Annotated in this window: 11 protein-coding genes; 6 read left to right on the top strand and 5 right to left on the bottom strand. The window is 62.1% G+C overall.

Going from position 1 to position 14,974, the window contains the following annotated elements:
- The first annotated feature begins 226 nt into the window (after positions 1-226).
- Both ACYCAX_RS05885 and ACYCAX_RS05880 read left to right on the top strand, forming a co-directional pair.
- On the top strand, positions 227-940 hold the full coding sequence (locus tag ACYCAX_RS05885) for a 4'-phosphopantetheinyl transferase family protein (protein WP_294977726.1): 714 nt from the start codon (positions 227-229) through the stop codon (positions 938-940).
- 202 nt (positions 941-1,142) lie between these two features.
- Positions 1,143-2,516, top strand: a complete 1,374-nt coding sequence (locus tag ACYCAX_RS05880) for an OprD family porin (protein WP_460247578.1) — start codon at positions 1,143-1,145, stop codon at positions 2,514-2,516.
- Between the two features lie 322 nt (positions 2,517-2,838).
- On the opposite strand, the gene modC is transcribed toward ACYCAX_RS05880, so the two are convergent.
- The 5 genes from modC to ACYCAX_RS05855 all read right to left on the bottom strand — a co-directional run bounded on the left by modC (position 2,839) and on the right by ACYCAX_RS05855 (position 7,992).
- Entirely contained in the window at positions 2,839-3,924 is a 1,086-nt protein-coding gene (gene modC / locus ACYCAX_RS05875) for a molybdenum ABC transporter ATP-binding protein (RefSeq protein ID WP_015476621.1), read from the bottom strand.
- 25 nt (positions 3,925-3,949) lie between these two features.
- Positions 3,950-4,630 carry a molybdate ABC transporter permease subunit gene (modB, locus tag ACYCAX_RS05870; RefSeq protein ID WP_015476620.1) on the bottom strand — a complete coding sequence of 227 codons (681 nt, stop codon included), beginning with the start codon at positions 4,628-4,630 and terminating at the stop codon, positions 3,950-3,952.
- Positions 4,631-4,648: 18 nt separating this feature from the next.
- On the bottom strand, positions 4,649-5,404 hold the full coding sequence (gene modA, locus ACYCAX_RS05865) for a molybdate ABC transporter substrate-binding protein (RefSeq protein WP_460247577.1): 756 nt from the start codon (positions 5,402-5,404) through the stop codon (positions 4,649-4,651).
- A gap of 251 nt (positions 5,405-5,655) precedes the next feature.
- Entirely contained in the window at positions 5,656-7,272 is a 1,617-nt protein-coding gene (locus ACYCAX_RS05860) for an ATP-binding protein (protein WP_015476618.1), read from the bottom strand.
- 15 nt (positions 7,273-7,287) lie between these two features.
- Entirely contained in the window at positions 7,288-7,992 is a 705-nt protein-coding gene (locus ACYCAX_RS05855; protein WP_015476617.1) for a response regulator, read from the bottom strand.
- Between the two features lie 768 nt (positions 7,993-8,760).
- Here ACYCAX_RS05855 and ACYCAX_RS05850 point away from each other — a divergent pair.
- From ACYCAX_RS05850 to ACYCAX_RS05835, 4 genes are all read left to right on the top strand, one after another.
- The gene (locus ACYCAX_RS05850; protein ID WP_460247576.1) at positions 8,761-11,652 is read left to right on the top strand and encodes a ribonucleoside-diphosphate reductase subunit alpha; all 2,892 of its coding nucleotides are present in this window, start codon (positions 8,761-8,763) and stop codon (positions 11,650-11,652) included.
- 238 nt (positions 11,653-11,890) lie between these two features.
- Positions 11,891-13,138, top strand: a complete 1,248-nt coding sequence (locus tag ACYCAX_RS05845) for a ribonucleotide-diphosphate reductase subunit beta (protein ID WP_460247575.1) — start codon at positions 11,891-11,893, stop codon at positions 13,136-13,138.
- 132 nt (positions 13,139-13,270) lie between these two features.
- The gene (locus ACYCAX_RS05840) at positions 13,271-14,305 is read left to right on the top strand and encodes a ParA family protein (protein WP_460247574.1); all 1,035 of its coding nucleotides are present in this window, start codon (positions 13,271-13,273) and stop codon (positions 14,303-14,305) included.
- Positions 14,305-14,895, top strand: a complete 591-nt coding sequence (locus tag ACYCAX_RS05835) for a HEPN domain-containing protein (RefSeq protein ID WP_460247573.1) — start codon at positions 14,305-14,307, stop codon at positions 14,893-14,895. The genes ACYCAX_RS05840 and ACYCAX_RS05835 overlap by 1 nt, the downstream gene beginning before the upstream one ends.
- The last annotated feature ends 79 nt before the right edge of the window (positions 14,896-14,974 follow it).

Below are 14,974 nucleotides of genomic sequence, written 5' to 3'. Positions count from 1 at the left end.
AAAAAACGGGAGCCCCTGGGGGCTCCCGCACTCAATCAAGTGTAAAGGTCGGAGCCCACCGTGGCGGCACCCCAACAACAACCTCACCTGCGTCCCCACAGGGAACGCGGTCGGCAGTGTGGCAAAGCTCGTCCGGCGAATCCGTACGCCTTTGGTGAAGGTTTGCAAAGGAATGTAAGCGCCGCGTGACTGGTGAGCCACGTTCCGGCGCGGCAGAATGCTCCCCATGACCACCCTTCCCGTCTTCTGCACCCCGCTCTCCGCCGACTGGCCGCTACCCGTCCCACTGGCCGGCTGCCAGATGCGCAGCACCCGCTTCGATCGCCAGCGCCTGCTGCCCGCTGACTTCCAGCACAGCCAGGTGCAGGCCCCGGCGAATATCCAGCGCGCCGTTGCCAAGCGCCAGGCCGAATACCTCGCCGGCCGCCTCTGCGCCCGCGCGGCGTTGCAGGCCAGCGGCGCCGACGCCGTAGTGCCCGGTACCGATGAAGAGCGGGCGCCCATCTGGCCGCCAGGCTTTTGCGGCTCGATCACCCACGGCGACGGCTGGGCAGCGGCGGTGGTGGCCCGCGCGAACGCCTGGCGCGGGCTGGGGCTGGACGTGGAAAGCCGTCTCGACAGCGCCCGCGCCCAGCACCTGGCCGGAGAAATCCTCACCCCGGACGAACTGTCGCGGCTCGACCCCGAACAGGCCGCGCTGCAAATCACCCTCACCTTCTCGCTCAAGGAAAGCCTGTTCAAGGCGCTCTTCCCACTGGTGCGCCAACGCTTCTACTTCGAGCACGCCGAACTGATCCAGTGGTCGGCCGGCGGCCATGCCCGCCTGCGACTGCTCACCGACCTCTCGGCGGAATGGCATCGCGGCAAGGAAATCGACGGGCAATTCAGCCTGCAGGACGACCGCCTGCTCAGCCTGGTGGCGATTCCCGCCGATATCTGACGGCCATAATGTCTTGACTTAAAAGTCAGAATTTGGCGTCATGCACGCCGCTCAGACGCTCATCTACCTCTTTTGAACCTCAGGTTTTACCGCTCGGGGAGTCGTCAGCAGGTCCACCGCTATATAAAATCCTATACAGCCAAGTCAAAAACCTTGGCGACTGGGGTATCCACAAGAAGAACCGCACATCGGAGCAAACGGAATGACCAGAAACACCCTGGCGCTCGCCATCGCAGCCAGCTCGCTCGGTCTCATCGCGCAATCGGCGGCCGCCGGCGGCTTCATCGAGGACAGCAAGGCCAGCCTCACCCTGCGCAATTTCTACATCAACACCGACAACCGCAACGGCCCCGCCTCGCCCAGCAAGCAGGAAGAATGGGGCCAGGGCTTCATGCTCAACTATGCCTCGGGCTTCACCGAAGGCACCGTGGGCTTCGGCGTCGACGCCCTGGGCCTGCTCGGCGTGCGCCTGGACGGCGGCGGCAAGGCCGGCAAGCCGGGCATCGACCGCCAGCCGGGCACCATCTTTCCGCTGGAGAGCGACGGCAGCGCGGTGGATGAGTTCAGCAGCCTGGGACTCACCGCCAAGGCGAAGATTTCCAAGACCGAGTTTCGCTACGGCACCCTGCAGCCCAAGCTGCCGGTGGTGGTCTACAACGACGCCCGCCTGTTGCCGATGACCTACGAGGGCGGTCAGGTCACCTCCAGCGACATCGACAACCTGACCCTGACCGGCGGCCAACTGACCCACACCAAGGGCCGCAACTCCACCGACTGGCGCAGCATGTCCATCGCCGGTGCCAACGGCAGCAGCGCCTCTTCGCGCGACAGCAACAAGTTCTACTTCGCCGGCGGCGACTACAAGGCCGCCAAGAACCTGACCCTGTCGTACTACTACGGCGAGCTGGACAACTTCTACAAGCAGAACTACTTCGGCCTGGTGCATAACTGGGGTATCGGCCCGGGCACCCTGAAGTCCGACATCCGCGTCTTCATCAGCGATTCCGACGGCAAGAACGGCAGCGCCTCCGGCCGCGCCGACGGCTACGTCAGCAGCGGCTACTACGGCGGCAACAGCACCAAGGGCGAAGTGGACAACAACGTCTACAGCGGCATGTTCACCTACGCCCTGAGCGGCCATAGCCTCGGTGCCGGCTACCAGGTCATGACCGGCGACAGCGACTTCCCCTACCTCAACCGCGGCGACGGCGAAGGCACCAGCACCTACCTGATCTCCGACGCCCAGCTGCTGAAGTTCAACCACGCCGGCGAGCGCACCTGGATCGGTCGCTACGCCTACGACTTCGCCAACCTCGGCATGCCCGGCCTGACCTTCAGCGTGCTTTACCTGAACGCCGACAACATCGACACCAAGCAAGGCGACCAGGGCGAGTGGGAACGCGATATCGCGCTCGGCTACGTGGTGCCGGAAGGTACCTTCAAGGGCCTGGGCCTGGCCTGGAAGAACGCCACCATGCGCAGCGGCCTGCCCGCCGCCACGACCGCTGGCTCCGCCAGCCAGCGCAACCAGGACGAGAACCGCCTGATCGTCAGCTACACCATTCCGCTGCTGTAAGGCGTAACCTGAAAGAAAAAAGGGCGGCCTTCGTTGGCCGCCCTTGTTCTTTATCCCCTCTACCGAGCTTCCGGCCCCTGTAAGCGAGCTTGCTCGCGAAGCTGTTCCCGCCGCCCCGCCGCCGCCCCCACATCTGTTCGCGAGCAAGCTCGCTCCTACGAAGAGCAACGGCAGCGATCACTGCCAGACCCAGGGAGTGGCGTGGAACAAAGCGGCACCCATCACAGCGGATAACGCTATGCCTTGTTTCCTGCAACGGGCACGCCCCACAAAAAGCAGGAACATCGCGGACGAAGTCCGCTCATGCGGAAAGCCCACAGCCTCAGGCCAGCAGCGCCACCGACTTGATCTGCGCCCACACCGCCTGCCCGGCGCGCAGGCCAAGCTGGTCGTGGGAATAGCGGGTGATCCGCGCCAGCAGCGGCGTGCCGGCCACATCCAGCTTCACCAGCAAGTGCGCGGGATTGTCCGTCGGCACCATCTCCACCACCGTCGCCGGCAGTACGTTGAGAATACTGCTGTGCGCCGCTGGCTCGAGGCTCAGGCTGACGTCCCGCGCCTGCACCTTGATGCGCAGCGCCCTGCCCTTTTCCATCGGCGCATGGGCCAGGCGAATGCGCTGTTCGCAACGGGGCAGCTCAAGGGTCAGCAACCCGTAGCCGGCGTCGTGGGCCAGCACATGCCCGTCGATCACCACGCCGGCATCCTCCAGGTGCGAGATCGGCAGATCGGTGCGCGCCAGCGTCTCCATCACCGGCCCGCTGGCAATGGCCTTGCCCTGGTCGAGCAGCACCAGGTGATCGGCCAGCCGCGCGACTTCATCCGGCGAATGGCTGACGTAGAGAATCGGGATATCCAGCTCGTCGTGCAGACGCTCCAGATACGGCAGGATTTCCGCCTTGCGCTTGAGGTCCAGCGCCGCCAGCGGCTCGTCCATCAGCAGCAGGCGCGGGCTGGTCAGCAGCGCGCGGGCCATGCCGACGCGCTGGCGCTCGCCGCCGGACAGGTGCCTCGGCATGCGCTCCAGCAGATGGCCGATGCCCAGCAGCTCGCTGGCCTGCTCCAGCTTCACGCGGTGCTGGTCGCGCGGCACACGCTTCATGCCGTAGGTGAGGTTGCGCCGTACCGACAGGTGCTCGAACAGGTTGGCGTCCTGGAACACATAACCCAGGGCGCGCTGGTGCGGCGGCAGGAACACACCCGTGGCGCTGTCCTGCCAGAGCTCCCCATTCACCACCAGGCGGCCGAGCGGCGCGCGCGAAAGCCCCGCCACGCAGCGCAGGCAGGTGGTCTTGCCCGAGCCGGAATGGCCGAACAACGCGGTGACGCCGCGCCCCGGCAGTTGCAGGTCCACGTCCAGGCTGAAGCCCGGGTAGGCGATCTGGAAACGCGCCTCGATGGCCCGCATGTCGACGGTTTCGTTCATCCCCACCTCACGCCCAGGCCGAACGGCTGCGGCGGCTCGCGTAGAGCGCCAGCAGGACGATGAAGGAGAACACCAGCATGCCTCCGGACAACCAGTGCGCCTGGGCGTACTCCATCGCCTCGACGTGATCGAAGATCTGCACCGACACCACGCGGGTCTTGCCCGGAATGTTGCCGCCGATCATCAGCACTACGCCGAACTCACCGACGGTGTGGGCGAAGCCGAGGATGCTGGCAGTGATGAAGCCCGGCCGCGCCAGCGGCAGGACCACCGAGAAGAAAGTATCCAGAGGGCTCGCCCGCAGCGTCGCGGCGGCCTCCAGCGGTTTGTCGCCGATCGCCTCGAAGGCGTTCTGCAACGGCTGCACCACGAAGGGCAGCGAGTAGAACACCGAGCCCACCACCAGCCCGGCGAAGGTAAAGGGCAACCGCCCCAGCCCCAGGCTCTCGGTGAGTTGCCCGATGGCGCCATTGGGGCCCAGGGTGATCAGCAGGTAGAAGCCGATCACCGTCGGCGGCAGCACCAGCGGCAGCGCCACCACCGCCCCCAGCGGGCCTTTGAACCAGGAGCGGGTGCGCGCCAGCCACCAGGCGATGGGCGTACCGATCAACAGGAGAATCGCCGTGCTCAGGGCCGCCAGCTCGATGGTGAGCCAGATGGCCTGGAAATCCTCCTGCGTGAGGGGCATCGCCTGTTCCTTAGAGAGTCAGATTTCGTAGCCGTAGGATTTGATCACCGCGGCGGCTTTCGGGCCCTTCAGGTACTCCACGAGCGCCTTGGCGGCAGCACTGTCCTTGCCCTTGTTGAGGATCACCGCGTCCTGGCGGATCGGCTCATGCAGGTCGCCCGGCACGATCCACGCGGAACCACTCGTCACCTTGCCATCCTTGTAGATCTGCGACAACGCCACGAAGCCCAGTTCCGCGTTGCCGGTGGAAACGAACTGGAACGCCTGGGTGATGTTCTGGCCCTCGACGATCTTGCCGGCGACCTTGTCCGCAAGGCCCATCTTGTCCAGCACCTGGGTGGCGGCCAGCCCGTAGGGCGCGGTTTTCGGGTTGGCGATGGACAGGTGCTTGAATGCGTCCTTCTTCAGCACGTCGCCCTTGGCGTCGACGTAGCCGTCCTTCGCCGACCACAGCGCCAGGGTGCCGACGGCATAGGTGAAGCGCGAGCCAGGGACGATTTCCTGCTCTTCCTCGAGCTTCTTCGGCGTGCTGTCGTCAGCGGCGAGGAAAACCTCGAACGGCGCGCCGTTCTTGATCTGGGTGTAGAACTGGCCGGTGGCGCCGTAGGCGGCGACCAGCTTGTGCCCGGTGTCCTTCTCGAAGTCCTTGGCGATCGCCTGGATCGGCGCGGTGAAATTGGCGGCGACGGCGACCTGCACCTCATCGGCCAGCGCCGAGTGCAGGGCGAAACAGGAAGCGACCAGCAGGGAAAGGCGGGCGAAGCGGTGTTTCATCGTGATGCTCCAGTGGGTCGTTGTTATCAAGGCTTCGAGATCGGACGGACATGCCGGCGACAATGGCAAGCCATCGCTATAACTAAAATTACATAACGATAGCGGTGAAGCTGCAATACCCCTCATGGGATAAAAAGCGAAAGGGAGAAAGCAGCGCAGACCGGAATGGTCACCGGCCAAGGTCGGTGGCACCGCAGCATTCTGCATTTTCTGACCTAAAGGTCAAACCTTGCGAATGCGCGGCTGAACGTTCACTCGACCTTCGGTGCCTGCCGGCGCGGCCAGACCAGCGTGAAACAGGCCCCGCCCAGGCTCGCGCTGCGCGCGATCGAGGCCCGCCCGCCGTGCCAATGGACGATCCGCCGCACGATCGACAGCCCCAGCCCATGCCCGCCGGTGACCCGCGCGCGGCTGTCGTCGGCCCGGAAGAACGGCTCGAACAGGCGCGGCCATTGCGACTCCGGCACCCCCGGACCATCGTCCTCGACATCCACCTGGCAGCGGTCCACGCTGACCCGGAAGCTGATCCGTACGCGCCCCTCGGCGTAGCGCAGGGCATTGGTCAACAGGTTCTGCAGCGCGCGGTGCAGGTAGCGCGGTTCGGCCTCCACCCAACTGCCCTGGTCGAACGGCACCAGCGAGCCCGGCTCGATGGTGACGCTGATCTCCCGCCGCAGCGGCGCGATTTCCGAAACCACCTGCTGCACCAGAACCGCCAGCTCCAGGTGCTGGTAGGTCAGCGCTGGCGAACCCTGCTCCAGGCGCGCATAGGTGAGCATCTCGTCCACCAGTTGGTCGAGGTCCTGGATATCGCCGTCCATGCCGTCCATGTACTTGCGACGCGCCGCATCGGTTTCCGCCGACTCGATCATTTCCAGCCCGAAACGCAGGCGCGCCACCGGCGTACGCAACTCGTGGGACACCGCGCGCACCAGTTCGCGCTGCACCGTCAGCAACAGCTGCAATTGCTCCGCCATATGGTTGAACGCGCCCGACAGGCGCCCCACCGAGTCGGCGCCGCGCGCCTCCACGCGGGTATCCAGGCTGCCGCGGGCGATGCGCGTGGCGGCCGATTCCAGGCTGCGCAGGCGCTGCTCGAGGCCGCTGATCAGCAGATACAGGGTCAGGCCGATCAGGCTCAGAGCGACGACCACGATGATCGACAGCAACTGCGGCGGATACGGATTCATCTGATAGATCGGGCCTATTTCCAGTACCCAGGGTGTGTCGAGGATGCCGGTCAGCACACGGATGGAGTCGCCGCCCTTGCCCAGCGCCATTACCGTGTCGCCCTCCTCCACCCGGCGGCTCTGGTCGTCGTCCAGGTCGACCTCCTTCAGCCGCAGCAGGTGCACATCGTAGCCAAAGCGCTTGTCGCGGACGATGCGCGCCAGGTGATAGGGCTGCTCGCTGGCGGGGTAGCGCTTGAGCTCATCCATCAGCAGGTAGATGGTGGCGCGCGCCAACTGCTCGCTGACCTGCTCCACCTCGCCGGTGAGGATCAGCCCCTCCGCCGCGCTGACCTGGGTGAGCACCAGCACTCTGTGCGGCTCTACGGCCTGCACCAGCACCTGGTCGTTCATCAGTCGCGCCCGGCTGCGCCCGTCCATGCCCAATCCATCCAGCTCGGTCAGCGCCAGCGGAATGCCCAGGAGGCGGCTCCACTGGGTCAGCGCGCGCTTGCGATCCACCTCGGTCATCGGTAGCAGCTCATCGGCCATCAGGCGGAACGTGCCGCGCGCCAACTCCTCGCGGTAACGCTCGCCGCGCACCTCGTTGACCAGGTGCAGGGTCAGCACGCCGAGGACGGCCACCAGTACCAGGGTCAGCAGCATGCCGCCGTAGATGCGCAGGAAGATGGATTTCATCGCGGGGCCCTAGCCTCAGAGCTCCCCGACGAACAGGTAACCCTTGCTGCGCACCGTCTTGATCAGGCGCGGGTGCATCGGGTCGTCGCCGATCTTCGGGCGGATGCGGGAAATGCGCACGTCGATGGAACGGTCCTGGCCGTCGTACTCGATGCCGCGCAGCAGGTTGAAGATCTCCTCGCGGGAGAGGATGCGCCCGGCGTTCGACGCCAGCAGCCAGAGCAGATCGAACTCGGCGCTGGTCAGCTCGATGGTCTGCTCGTCCAGCCAGGCCTCGCGCATGGCATTGTCGATCACCAGCTTGCCGAAGGTCAGGCGCTTGCCGCCAACCGCTGGAGCGGCTTCGGCCGGCTCGCTGCGCCGCAGCAGAGCGCGGATGCGCGCCAGCAGCAGGCGCGGGCGCACCGGTTTGCACACATAGTCGTCGGCGCCCATCTCCAGGCCCTGGACCTGGTCCATGTCGTCGGTACGCGCGGTGAGCATCAGGATCGGGCCGTCGTAGTCCGGGCGCAGGCGCTTGCAGATCGACAGGCCGCCCTCGCCGGGCAGCATCAGGTCCAGCACCACCAGATCCGGGCGCTCGGCCAGCACCCGCGCCACCGCCGCCGCGCCGTTGGACTCGATGGAGACCGCCAGCCCATTGCTTTCCAGGTAATCCTGGGTCAGCTCGGCCAATCGCTGGTCGTCCTCGACGATGAGAATGCGCGCTTCTTGTTCCACCTTGCCTCCTGATGCAGAGCGGGCCCTCCTGATGACTGAAGCAGAAGCCCGCGAAAGCGGCCGGCATTGTAGCCAGATTGCTCCACCGGCCGCACGCCGCGGGCATAGGTAGACATTGCCCGAAAAGGTCAAGAGCCGAAGCGGCAAAAACACTACATATTGTGGTAGTGTTCGTTCCCCCGCGATGCCGCCCCGGCGAGTGAAAATTCTGTCACGAGCCACGACGAACGGTGAAAGGCGCTCAGCATGCGGGCTGGCGCGAGTTACCCCGCTTCACCCACATTTCACCCACATTTTATCCACAGCTTTTCCCAAGCCTCTCGCCTTGCAAACCCCCCATTAGCGCATTATCTTGTATCCCCGTTGCGGTACACCCCTACATATTGGGGTTACCACAGTGGACCGGACACTAGAAAAACATCGCAGTCGCGAGCCTGTTCCACGGCTCCTCCGGTTCAACCACAACGTATTCCAGCCGTACTGATGGGCCAGGCGGGCCGTCCCCGCAAGGAGCGATTCATGTCGATGGAAACGCGGTACGGGTGTTGCAACCATACGTTCAACACCACTAGGTATTGTGGTCCCGGCCCGTAAAGCCGGCACCCGACTTGAGCCAGGGAGGCGCTTCGGGTCTCTATCCCCCTGCTCCAGAAAAAATTTCAGCTCGCGGTCCTGCCGCGGGCCACTGCTCTTTTCGCTCTTTATTTTCGGGACGGCACCGCTGGTGCCAGTGACACACCAATTACGAGAACGTGGAGACAACCACCCATGCAAATCGACACCACTCGCGAGAACCCGCAGGCCGCAGCGCCCACGGCCGCCGAATCCGCTCAGGATCTGGCTGCCACCGCGCCCGGCCAGCTGCGCGTGATCAAGCGCAACGGCACCGTAGTTCCCTACACCGATGACAAGATCACCGTAGCCATCACCAAGGCGTTCCTCGCCGTGGAAGGCGGCACCGCCGCCGCCTCGTCGCGCATCCATGAGACCGTGCGCCGCCTGACCGAGCAGGTCACCGCGACCTTCAAGCGCCGCATGCCCTCCGGTGGCACCATCCACATCGAAGAGATCCAGGACCAGGTCGAACTGTCCCTGATGCGTGCCGGCGAGCAGAAAGTCGCCCGCGACTACGTGATCTACCGCGAAGCCCGTGCCAACGAGCGCAAGACCGCCGGCACCGCCGAAGGCATCGCCCAGCCGCACCCGAGCATCCGCATCACCAAGGCCGACGGCAGCACCCAGCCGCTGGACATGGGCCGCCTGCAGACCATCATCCGCGAAGCCTGCGAAGGCCTGGCCGAAGTCGATGGCGCGCTGATCGAACGCGAAACCCTGAAGAACCTGTATGACGGCGTGGCCGAGAAGGACGTCAACACCGCCCTGGTGATGACCGCCCGTACCCTGGTCGAGCGCGAGCCGAACTACTCCTACGTCACCGCCCGCCTGCTGATGGACACCCTGCGCGCCGAAGCCCTCGGCTTCCTGGGCGTCGCCGAGAGCGCCACTCACCACGAGATGGCTGACCTCTACGCGCAGGCCCTGGTCGCCTACGTCGAGAAAGGCTCCGAGTTCGAGCTGATCGACAGCAAGCTCAAGGGCTACGACCTGGCCAAACTGGGCGCCGCGATCAACCACGAGCGCGACCAGCAGTTCACCTACCTCGGCCTGCAGACCCTGTACGACCGCTACTTCATCCACAAGGACGGCATCCGTTTCGAACTGCCGCAGGTCTTCTTCATGCGCGTGGCCATGGGCCTGGCCATCGAAGAGAAGGACCGTGAAGCTCGCGCCATCGAGTTCTACAACCTGCTCTCCTCGTTCGACTACATGTCGTCGACCCCGACCCTGTTCAACGCCGGCACCCTGCGTCCGCAGCTCTCCAGCTGCTACCTGACCACCGTTCCGGATGACCTGTCGGGCATCTACAACGCCATCCACGACAACGCCATGCTGTCCAAGTTTGCTGGCGGCCTGGGCAACGACTGGACTCCGGTCCGTGCGCTGGGCTCCTACATCAAGGGCACCAACGGCAAATCCCAGGGCGTGGTTCCGTTCCTCAAGGTGGTGAACGACACCGCCGTCGCCGTGAACCAGGGTGGCAAGCGCAAGGGCGCCGTCTGCGCCTACCTGGAAACCTGGCACCTGGACATCGAGGAATTCCTCGAACTGCGCAAGAACACCGGTGACGACCGTCGCCGCACCCACGACATGAACACCGCGAACTGGATTCCGGACCTGTTCATGAAGCGCGTCTTCGACGACGGCAAGTGGACCCTGTTCTCCCCGTCCGAAGTTCCGGACCTGCACGATCTGACCGGCAAGGCCTTCGAAGAGCGCTACGAGTATTACGAAGCCCTGACCGAGTACAACAAGATCAAGGTGTTCAAGGTCGTCCAGGCCAAAGACCTGTGGCGCAAGATGCTCTCCATGCTCTTCGAGACCGGCCACCCGTGGCTGACCTTCAAGGACCCGTGCAACCTGCGCAGCCCGCAGCAGCACGTGGGCGTGGTCCACAGCTCGAACCTGTGCACCGAGATCACCCTGAACACCAACAAGGACGAGATCGCGGTCTGCAACCTGGGCTCGATCAACCTGGTCAACCACATCGTCGACGGCAAGCTGGACACCGCCAAGCTCGAGAAGACCGTGAAGACCGCCGTGCGCATGCTCGATAACGTTATCGACATCAACTACTACTCGGTCCCGCAGGCCCGCAACTCGAACCTCAAGCACCGTCCGGTCGGACTGGGCATCATGGGCTTCCAGGACGCGCTGTACCTGCAGCACATCGCCTACGGCTCCGACGCGGCCATCGAGTTCGCCGACAAGTCCATGGAAGCGGTGAGCTACTTCGCCATCCAGGCTTCCTGTGACCTGGCCGACGAGCGTGGTGCCTACGAGACCTTCGACGGCTCCCTGTGGTCCAAGGGCATCCTGCCGCTGGACTCCCAGCAGATCCTCATCGAAGCCCGTGGCCAGAAGTACATCGACGTCGACCTGAGCGAATCCCTCGACTGGGCTCCGGTCCGTGCCCGCGTACAGAAAGGCATCCGTAACTCGAACATCATGGCCATCGCGCCGACCGCGACCATCGCCAACATCACCGGCGTATCGCAGTCCATCGAGCCGACCTACCAGAACCTGTACGTGAAATCGAACCTCTCCGGCGAGTTCACCGTGATCAACCCCTACCTGGTTCGCGACCTGAAAGTGCGCGGCCTGTGGGACCCGGTCATGGTCAACGACCTGAAGTACTACGACGGCTCCGTGCAGCAGATCGAGCGCATCCCGCAAGACCTGAAAGACCTGTACGCCACCGCCTTCGAAGTCGAGACCAAGTGGATCGTCGACGCCGCCAGCCGCCGCCAGAAGTGGATCGATCAGGCCCAGTCCCTGAACCTCTACATCGCCGGCGCCTCGGGCAAGAAGCTGGACGTGACCTACCGCATGGCCTGGTACCGTGGTCTGAAGACCACCTATTACCTCCGTGCCCTGGCCGCCACCAGCACCGAGAAGTCCACCATCAACACCGGCAAGCTCAACGCCGTGTCGGCCGGTGGCAACGAAGGCCTGCAAGCCGCTCCGGCCGCCGCGCCGCAGCCGGCTCCGGTACCCAAGGCCTGCAGCATCGACAACCCCGACTGCGAAGCCTGCCAATAAGGTGAGCGCGCCGCCCCGGCGGCGCCAACACCGAAACGGCAGACCGCACGGACTGTCCCCTCTCCCTCTGGGAGAGGGCCAGGGTGAGGGGCTCTTCCGGGCCCCTTTTCCCCACCGAACAACAGCCTCCTCCGCCGCGCACCGCGCAGGACGGAAGACGCACAAGCTCTTAGCGTGCACCACACGCCACCAGACATCAGGCCGCCCTAGAACGGCCATCCAGAACAGGAGAGGACCCATGCTGAGCTGGGACGAATTCGACAAAGAAGACGCCACCGAAGCCAAGGCCGCCCCGGCCGTCGCCCAGGCCGCCGCGCAGAACGCTGACAAACTCGACGCCGACGCCGCCGGCTCCGTCGAAGAAGCGCGCGCCGTATCCGCCGACGACTCCGACGCCATCGCCCGCGCCAAGCAGGCCCTCGACGCCCTGGACATCCAGGAAGGCCTGGACGATCTCGAAGGCTCCGCCGCCCGCGTACAAGTCGGCGACAAGCAGATGATCAACGCCCGCGCCGACCTCAACCAGCTCGTACCCTTCAAGTACGACTGGGCCTGGCAGAAGTATCTGGATGGTTGCGCCAACCACTGGATGCCCCAGGAAGTGAACATGAACGCCGACATTGCCCTGTGGAAGAGCAAGGACGGCCTGTCCGAAGACGAGCGCCGCATCGTCATGCGCAACCTCGGCTTCTTCTCCACCGCCGACTCCCTGGTGGCCAACAACCTGGTGCTGGCCGTCTACCGCCTGATCACCAACCCCGAGTGCCGCCAGTACATCCTGCGCCAGGCCTTCGAGGAAGCGATCCACACCCACGCCTACCAGTACTGCATCGAGTCGCTGGGCATGGACGAGGGCGAAATCTTCAACATGTACCACGAGATCCCGAGCGTCGCGAAGAAAGCGTCCTGGGGCCTGAAGTACACCCGCTCGATCTCCGACCCGCAGTTCCAGACCGGCACCCCGGAGACCGACCGCCAGTTCCTGCGCAACCTGATCGCCTACTACTGCGTTCTGGAAGGCATCTTCTTCTACTGCGGCTTCACCCAGATCCTCTCCATGGGCCGCCGCAACAAGATGACCGGCACCGCCGAGCAGTTCCAGTACATCCTGCGCGACGAATCCATGCACCTGAACTTCGGCATCGACGTGATCAACCAGATCAAGATCGAGAACCCGCACCTGTGGGATGCCCAGATGAAGGACGAGGCCACCCAGATGATCCTCCAGGGCACCCAGCTGGAGATCGAATACGCTCGCGACACCATGCCGCGCGGCGTACTGGGCATGAACGCCGCGATGATGGAGGACTACCTCAAGTTCATCGCCAACCGCCGCCTGACCCAGATCGGCCTCAAAGAGGAATACCCGGGCACCAGCAACCCGTTCCCGTGGATGAGCGAAATCATGGACTTGAAGAAAGAGAAGAACTTCTTCGAGACCCGCGTGATCGAGTACCAGACCGGCGGCGCGCTGAGCTGGGACTGACGGAAGTAGTAGCAAGACGGCAAGTCAAGACCATTAGAAACGCTGTAGACCGAAATGGATTTTTGGGGCAGTGATTAGAAAGACGAATAGCCCCGCCTTAGTGCGGGGCTATTTCTTATAAAAGGAAAAAACATGACAGCTTATGCATTCTGGAACAACAAGGGCGGGGTAGGTAAAACTTACTTGTCGTTCATCGCCGCCTCCGAATATGCGCACCAGAATCCTGAATCAGATGTATATGTTATCGACCTTTGCCCTCAAGCAAACGTTTCTGAAACACTCCTTGGCGGTCATGAAGAAAGTGCAAAAGCTGTAAAAAGCCTTATTTCAAGCACCCCTCGACGCACAATAGCCGGCTACCTTGAAGCCCGGCTAAACTCTCCCTTTACGCCCGTAAAAAACGTTGAGGACTTTCTTACTCGCCCCAGCGACCATAACAAAAAAATCCCCGATAACCTTTACTTGGTTTGCGGTGATTATTTTGTAGAAATCCTTTCCGAGGCCATCCGGCAGACTTCATCACTTCCAATTCCATTTGACGCATGGAAAAAAGTAATGGAATGGGTTAAAGACTTGGTCGGAGCCCTGAAACTTAGAAACCCGAGCAGAAACAGCATTTTCATTATCGACTGCAACCCAAGTTTCTCTATCTACACCCAGCTTGCACTTGTTGCGGCTGAAAAACTGATCATCCCCTACACTGCAGATGATAGCTCTCGAAGAGCAATTGAAAATATTTTTGCCCTACTCTATGGAGTAGGCGATGCTCGCACTGAAGCATATGCAAAACTAAGCTTCAGCAAGAAGGCAGTTGAAAACTTTGTAGAGCAACCAAAACTCTATACCTTCATTAGCAATCGACAAACCATCTTTGATGGCGAGCCGAGCAAGGCATTCAAAGCAATAAATCAAATAATCAAGGACATGGTTGACAAGTATCACAAGAAACATAAAAACTTTTTCACAAATGGAAAAAAGCAAGCATCCGACAACTTCATTGAAATCCCCGACTATCACGGCGCCTGTATTGTCTCGGCGTTTACGGGAACACCTCTATTTAAGCTGAAAGCTGGCCCCAAAAATATTGGTGGCGAGCGAGTTCAGATTAACGCAGACCCCCTCAGAAAATACAAGGACGCTCTCTCCGACTTCGTGGACCTACTGTAATGCCCTCGGTCGCTCTTTCTCGGTTTCGCCAGCAACTGGAAAGCTCTGTACAACTCAGAAGCACAAAAACCGACCACAACATTAATAAAGAGAAGCAAATCTACTACCAAGCCTCCCTAGCGGCAACAGTTGCCGCTTGGGATTCATTTATTAAATCTGCTACTAAAGAATTTATAGCTCGCACATTCTCCAAGTCCCAAGATAGCTCCTACCTAATAATACACACATCCCTTAAAGCGCAACTCGATGAAAAGACGAAGAGATTAAACACCCCAAATTTCGATAACGCCAGAAACCATATATTGGAATTCACTGGTTATGATCCAATAGGCGACTGGAACTACCCGCCATTAAATTGGAACTCCATTCAAGCAAAAGTCAGGCTTGATGAAATCCTAAAAATCCGACACAGCTTCGCACATGGATTCCCCACTCCATCACTCTCATGGACAACCTCGCCAAATGGGGGACCACCAAGGCTGACCAGTGAAGACACTAGGTTTAATGAAAGCTTTATAGCCCACCTAGCCAAAATCACAGACAAAAGCCTGGAGAAACATCTTTTCGATAACTTCGGAATGAATTTCTAAAGACAAATAAAACCAAACCCCTTATTTCTTGACCAAAGCAAGGCTTCCATTTACCCTCGCGTCCGGCGCCTAAGAAACG

This window comes from Pseudomonas sp. MT3 (assembly GCF_054720805.1).
Note: the sequence above shows the minus strand (reverse complement) of the source record. Positions and strands in the feature narration are given on the sequence as shown.

What these genes read in the sequence shown, in the direction of transcription:
- ACYCAX_RS05885 (WP_294977726.1), top strand. Translation starts at nt 227, where the DNA reads ATGACCACCCTTCCCGTCTTCTGCACCCCGCTCTCCGCCGACTGGCCG.
- ACYCAX_RS05880 (WP_460247578.1), top strand. Translation starts at nt 1,143, where the DNA reads ATGACCAGAAACACCCTGGCGCTCGCCATCGCAGCCAGCTCGCTCGGT.
- modC (WP_015476621.1), bottom strand. Translation starts at nt 3,924, where the DNA reads ATGCGGGCCATCGAGGCGCGTTTCCAGATCGCCTACCCGGGCTTCAGC.
- modB (WP_015476620.1), bottom strand. Translation starts at nt 4,630, where the DNA reads ATGCCCCTCACGCAGGAGGATTTCCAGGCCATCTGGCTCACCATCGAG.
- modA (WP_460247577.1), bottom strand. Translation starts at nt 5,404, where the DNA reads ATGAAACACCGCTTCGCCCGCCTTTCCCTGCTGGTCGCTTCCTGTTTC.
- ACYCAX_RS05860 (WP_015476618.1), bottom strand. Translation starts at nt 7,272, where the DNA reads ATGAAATCCATCTTCCTGCGCATCTACGGCGGCATGCTGCTGACCCTG.
- ACYCAX_RS05850 (WP_460247576.1), top strand. Translation starts at nt 8,761, where the DNA reads ATGCAAATCGACACCACTCGCGAGAACCCGCAGGCCGCAGCGCCCACG.
- ACYCAX_RS05845 (WP_460247575.1), top strand. Translation starts at nt 11,891, where the DNA reads ATGCTGAGCTGGGACGAATTCGACAAAGAAGACGCCACCGAAGCCAAG.
- ACYCAX_RS05840 (WP_460247574.1), top strand. Translation starts at nt 13,271, where the DNA reads ATGACAGCTTATGCATTCTGGAACAACAAGGGCGGGGTAGGTAAAACT.
- ACYCAX_RS05835 (WP_460247573.1), top strand. Translation starts at nt 14,305, where the DNA reads ATGCCCTCGGTCGCTCTTTCTCGGTTTCGCCAGCAACTGGAAAGCTCT.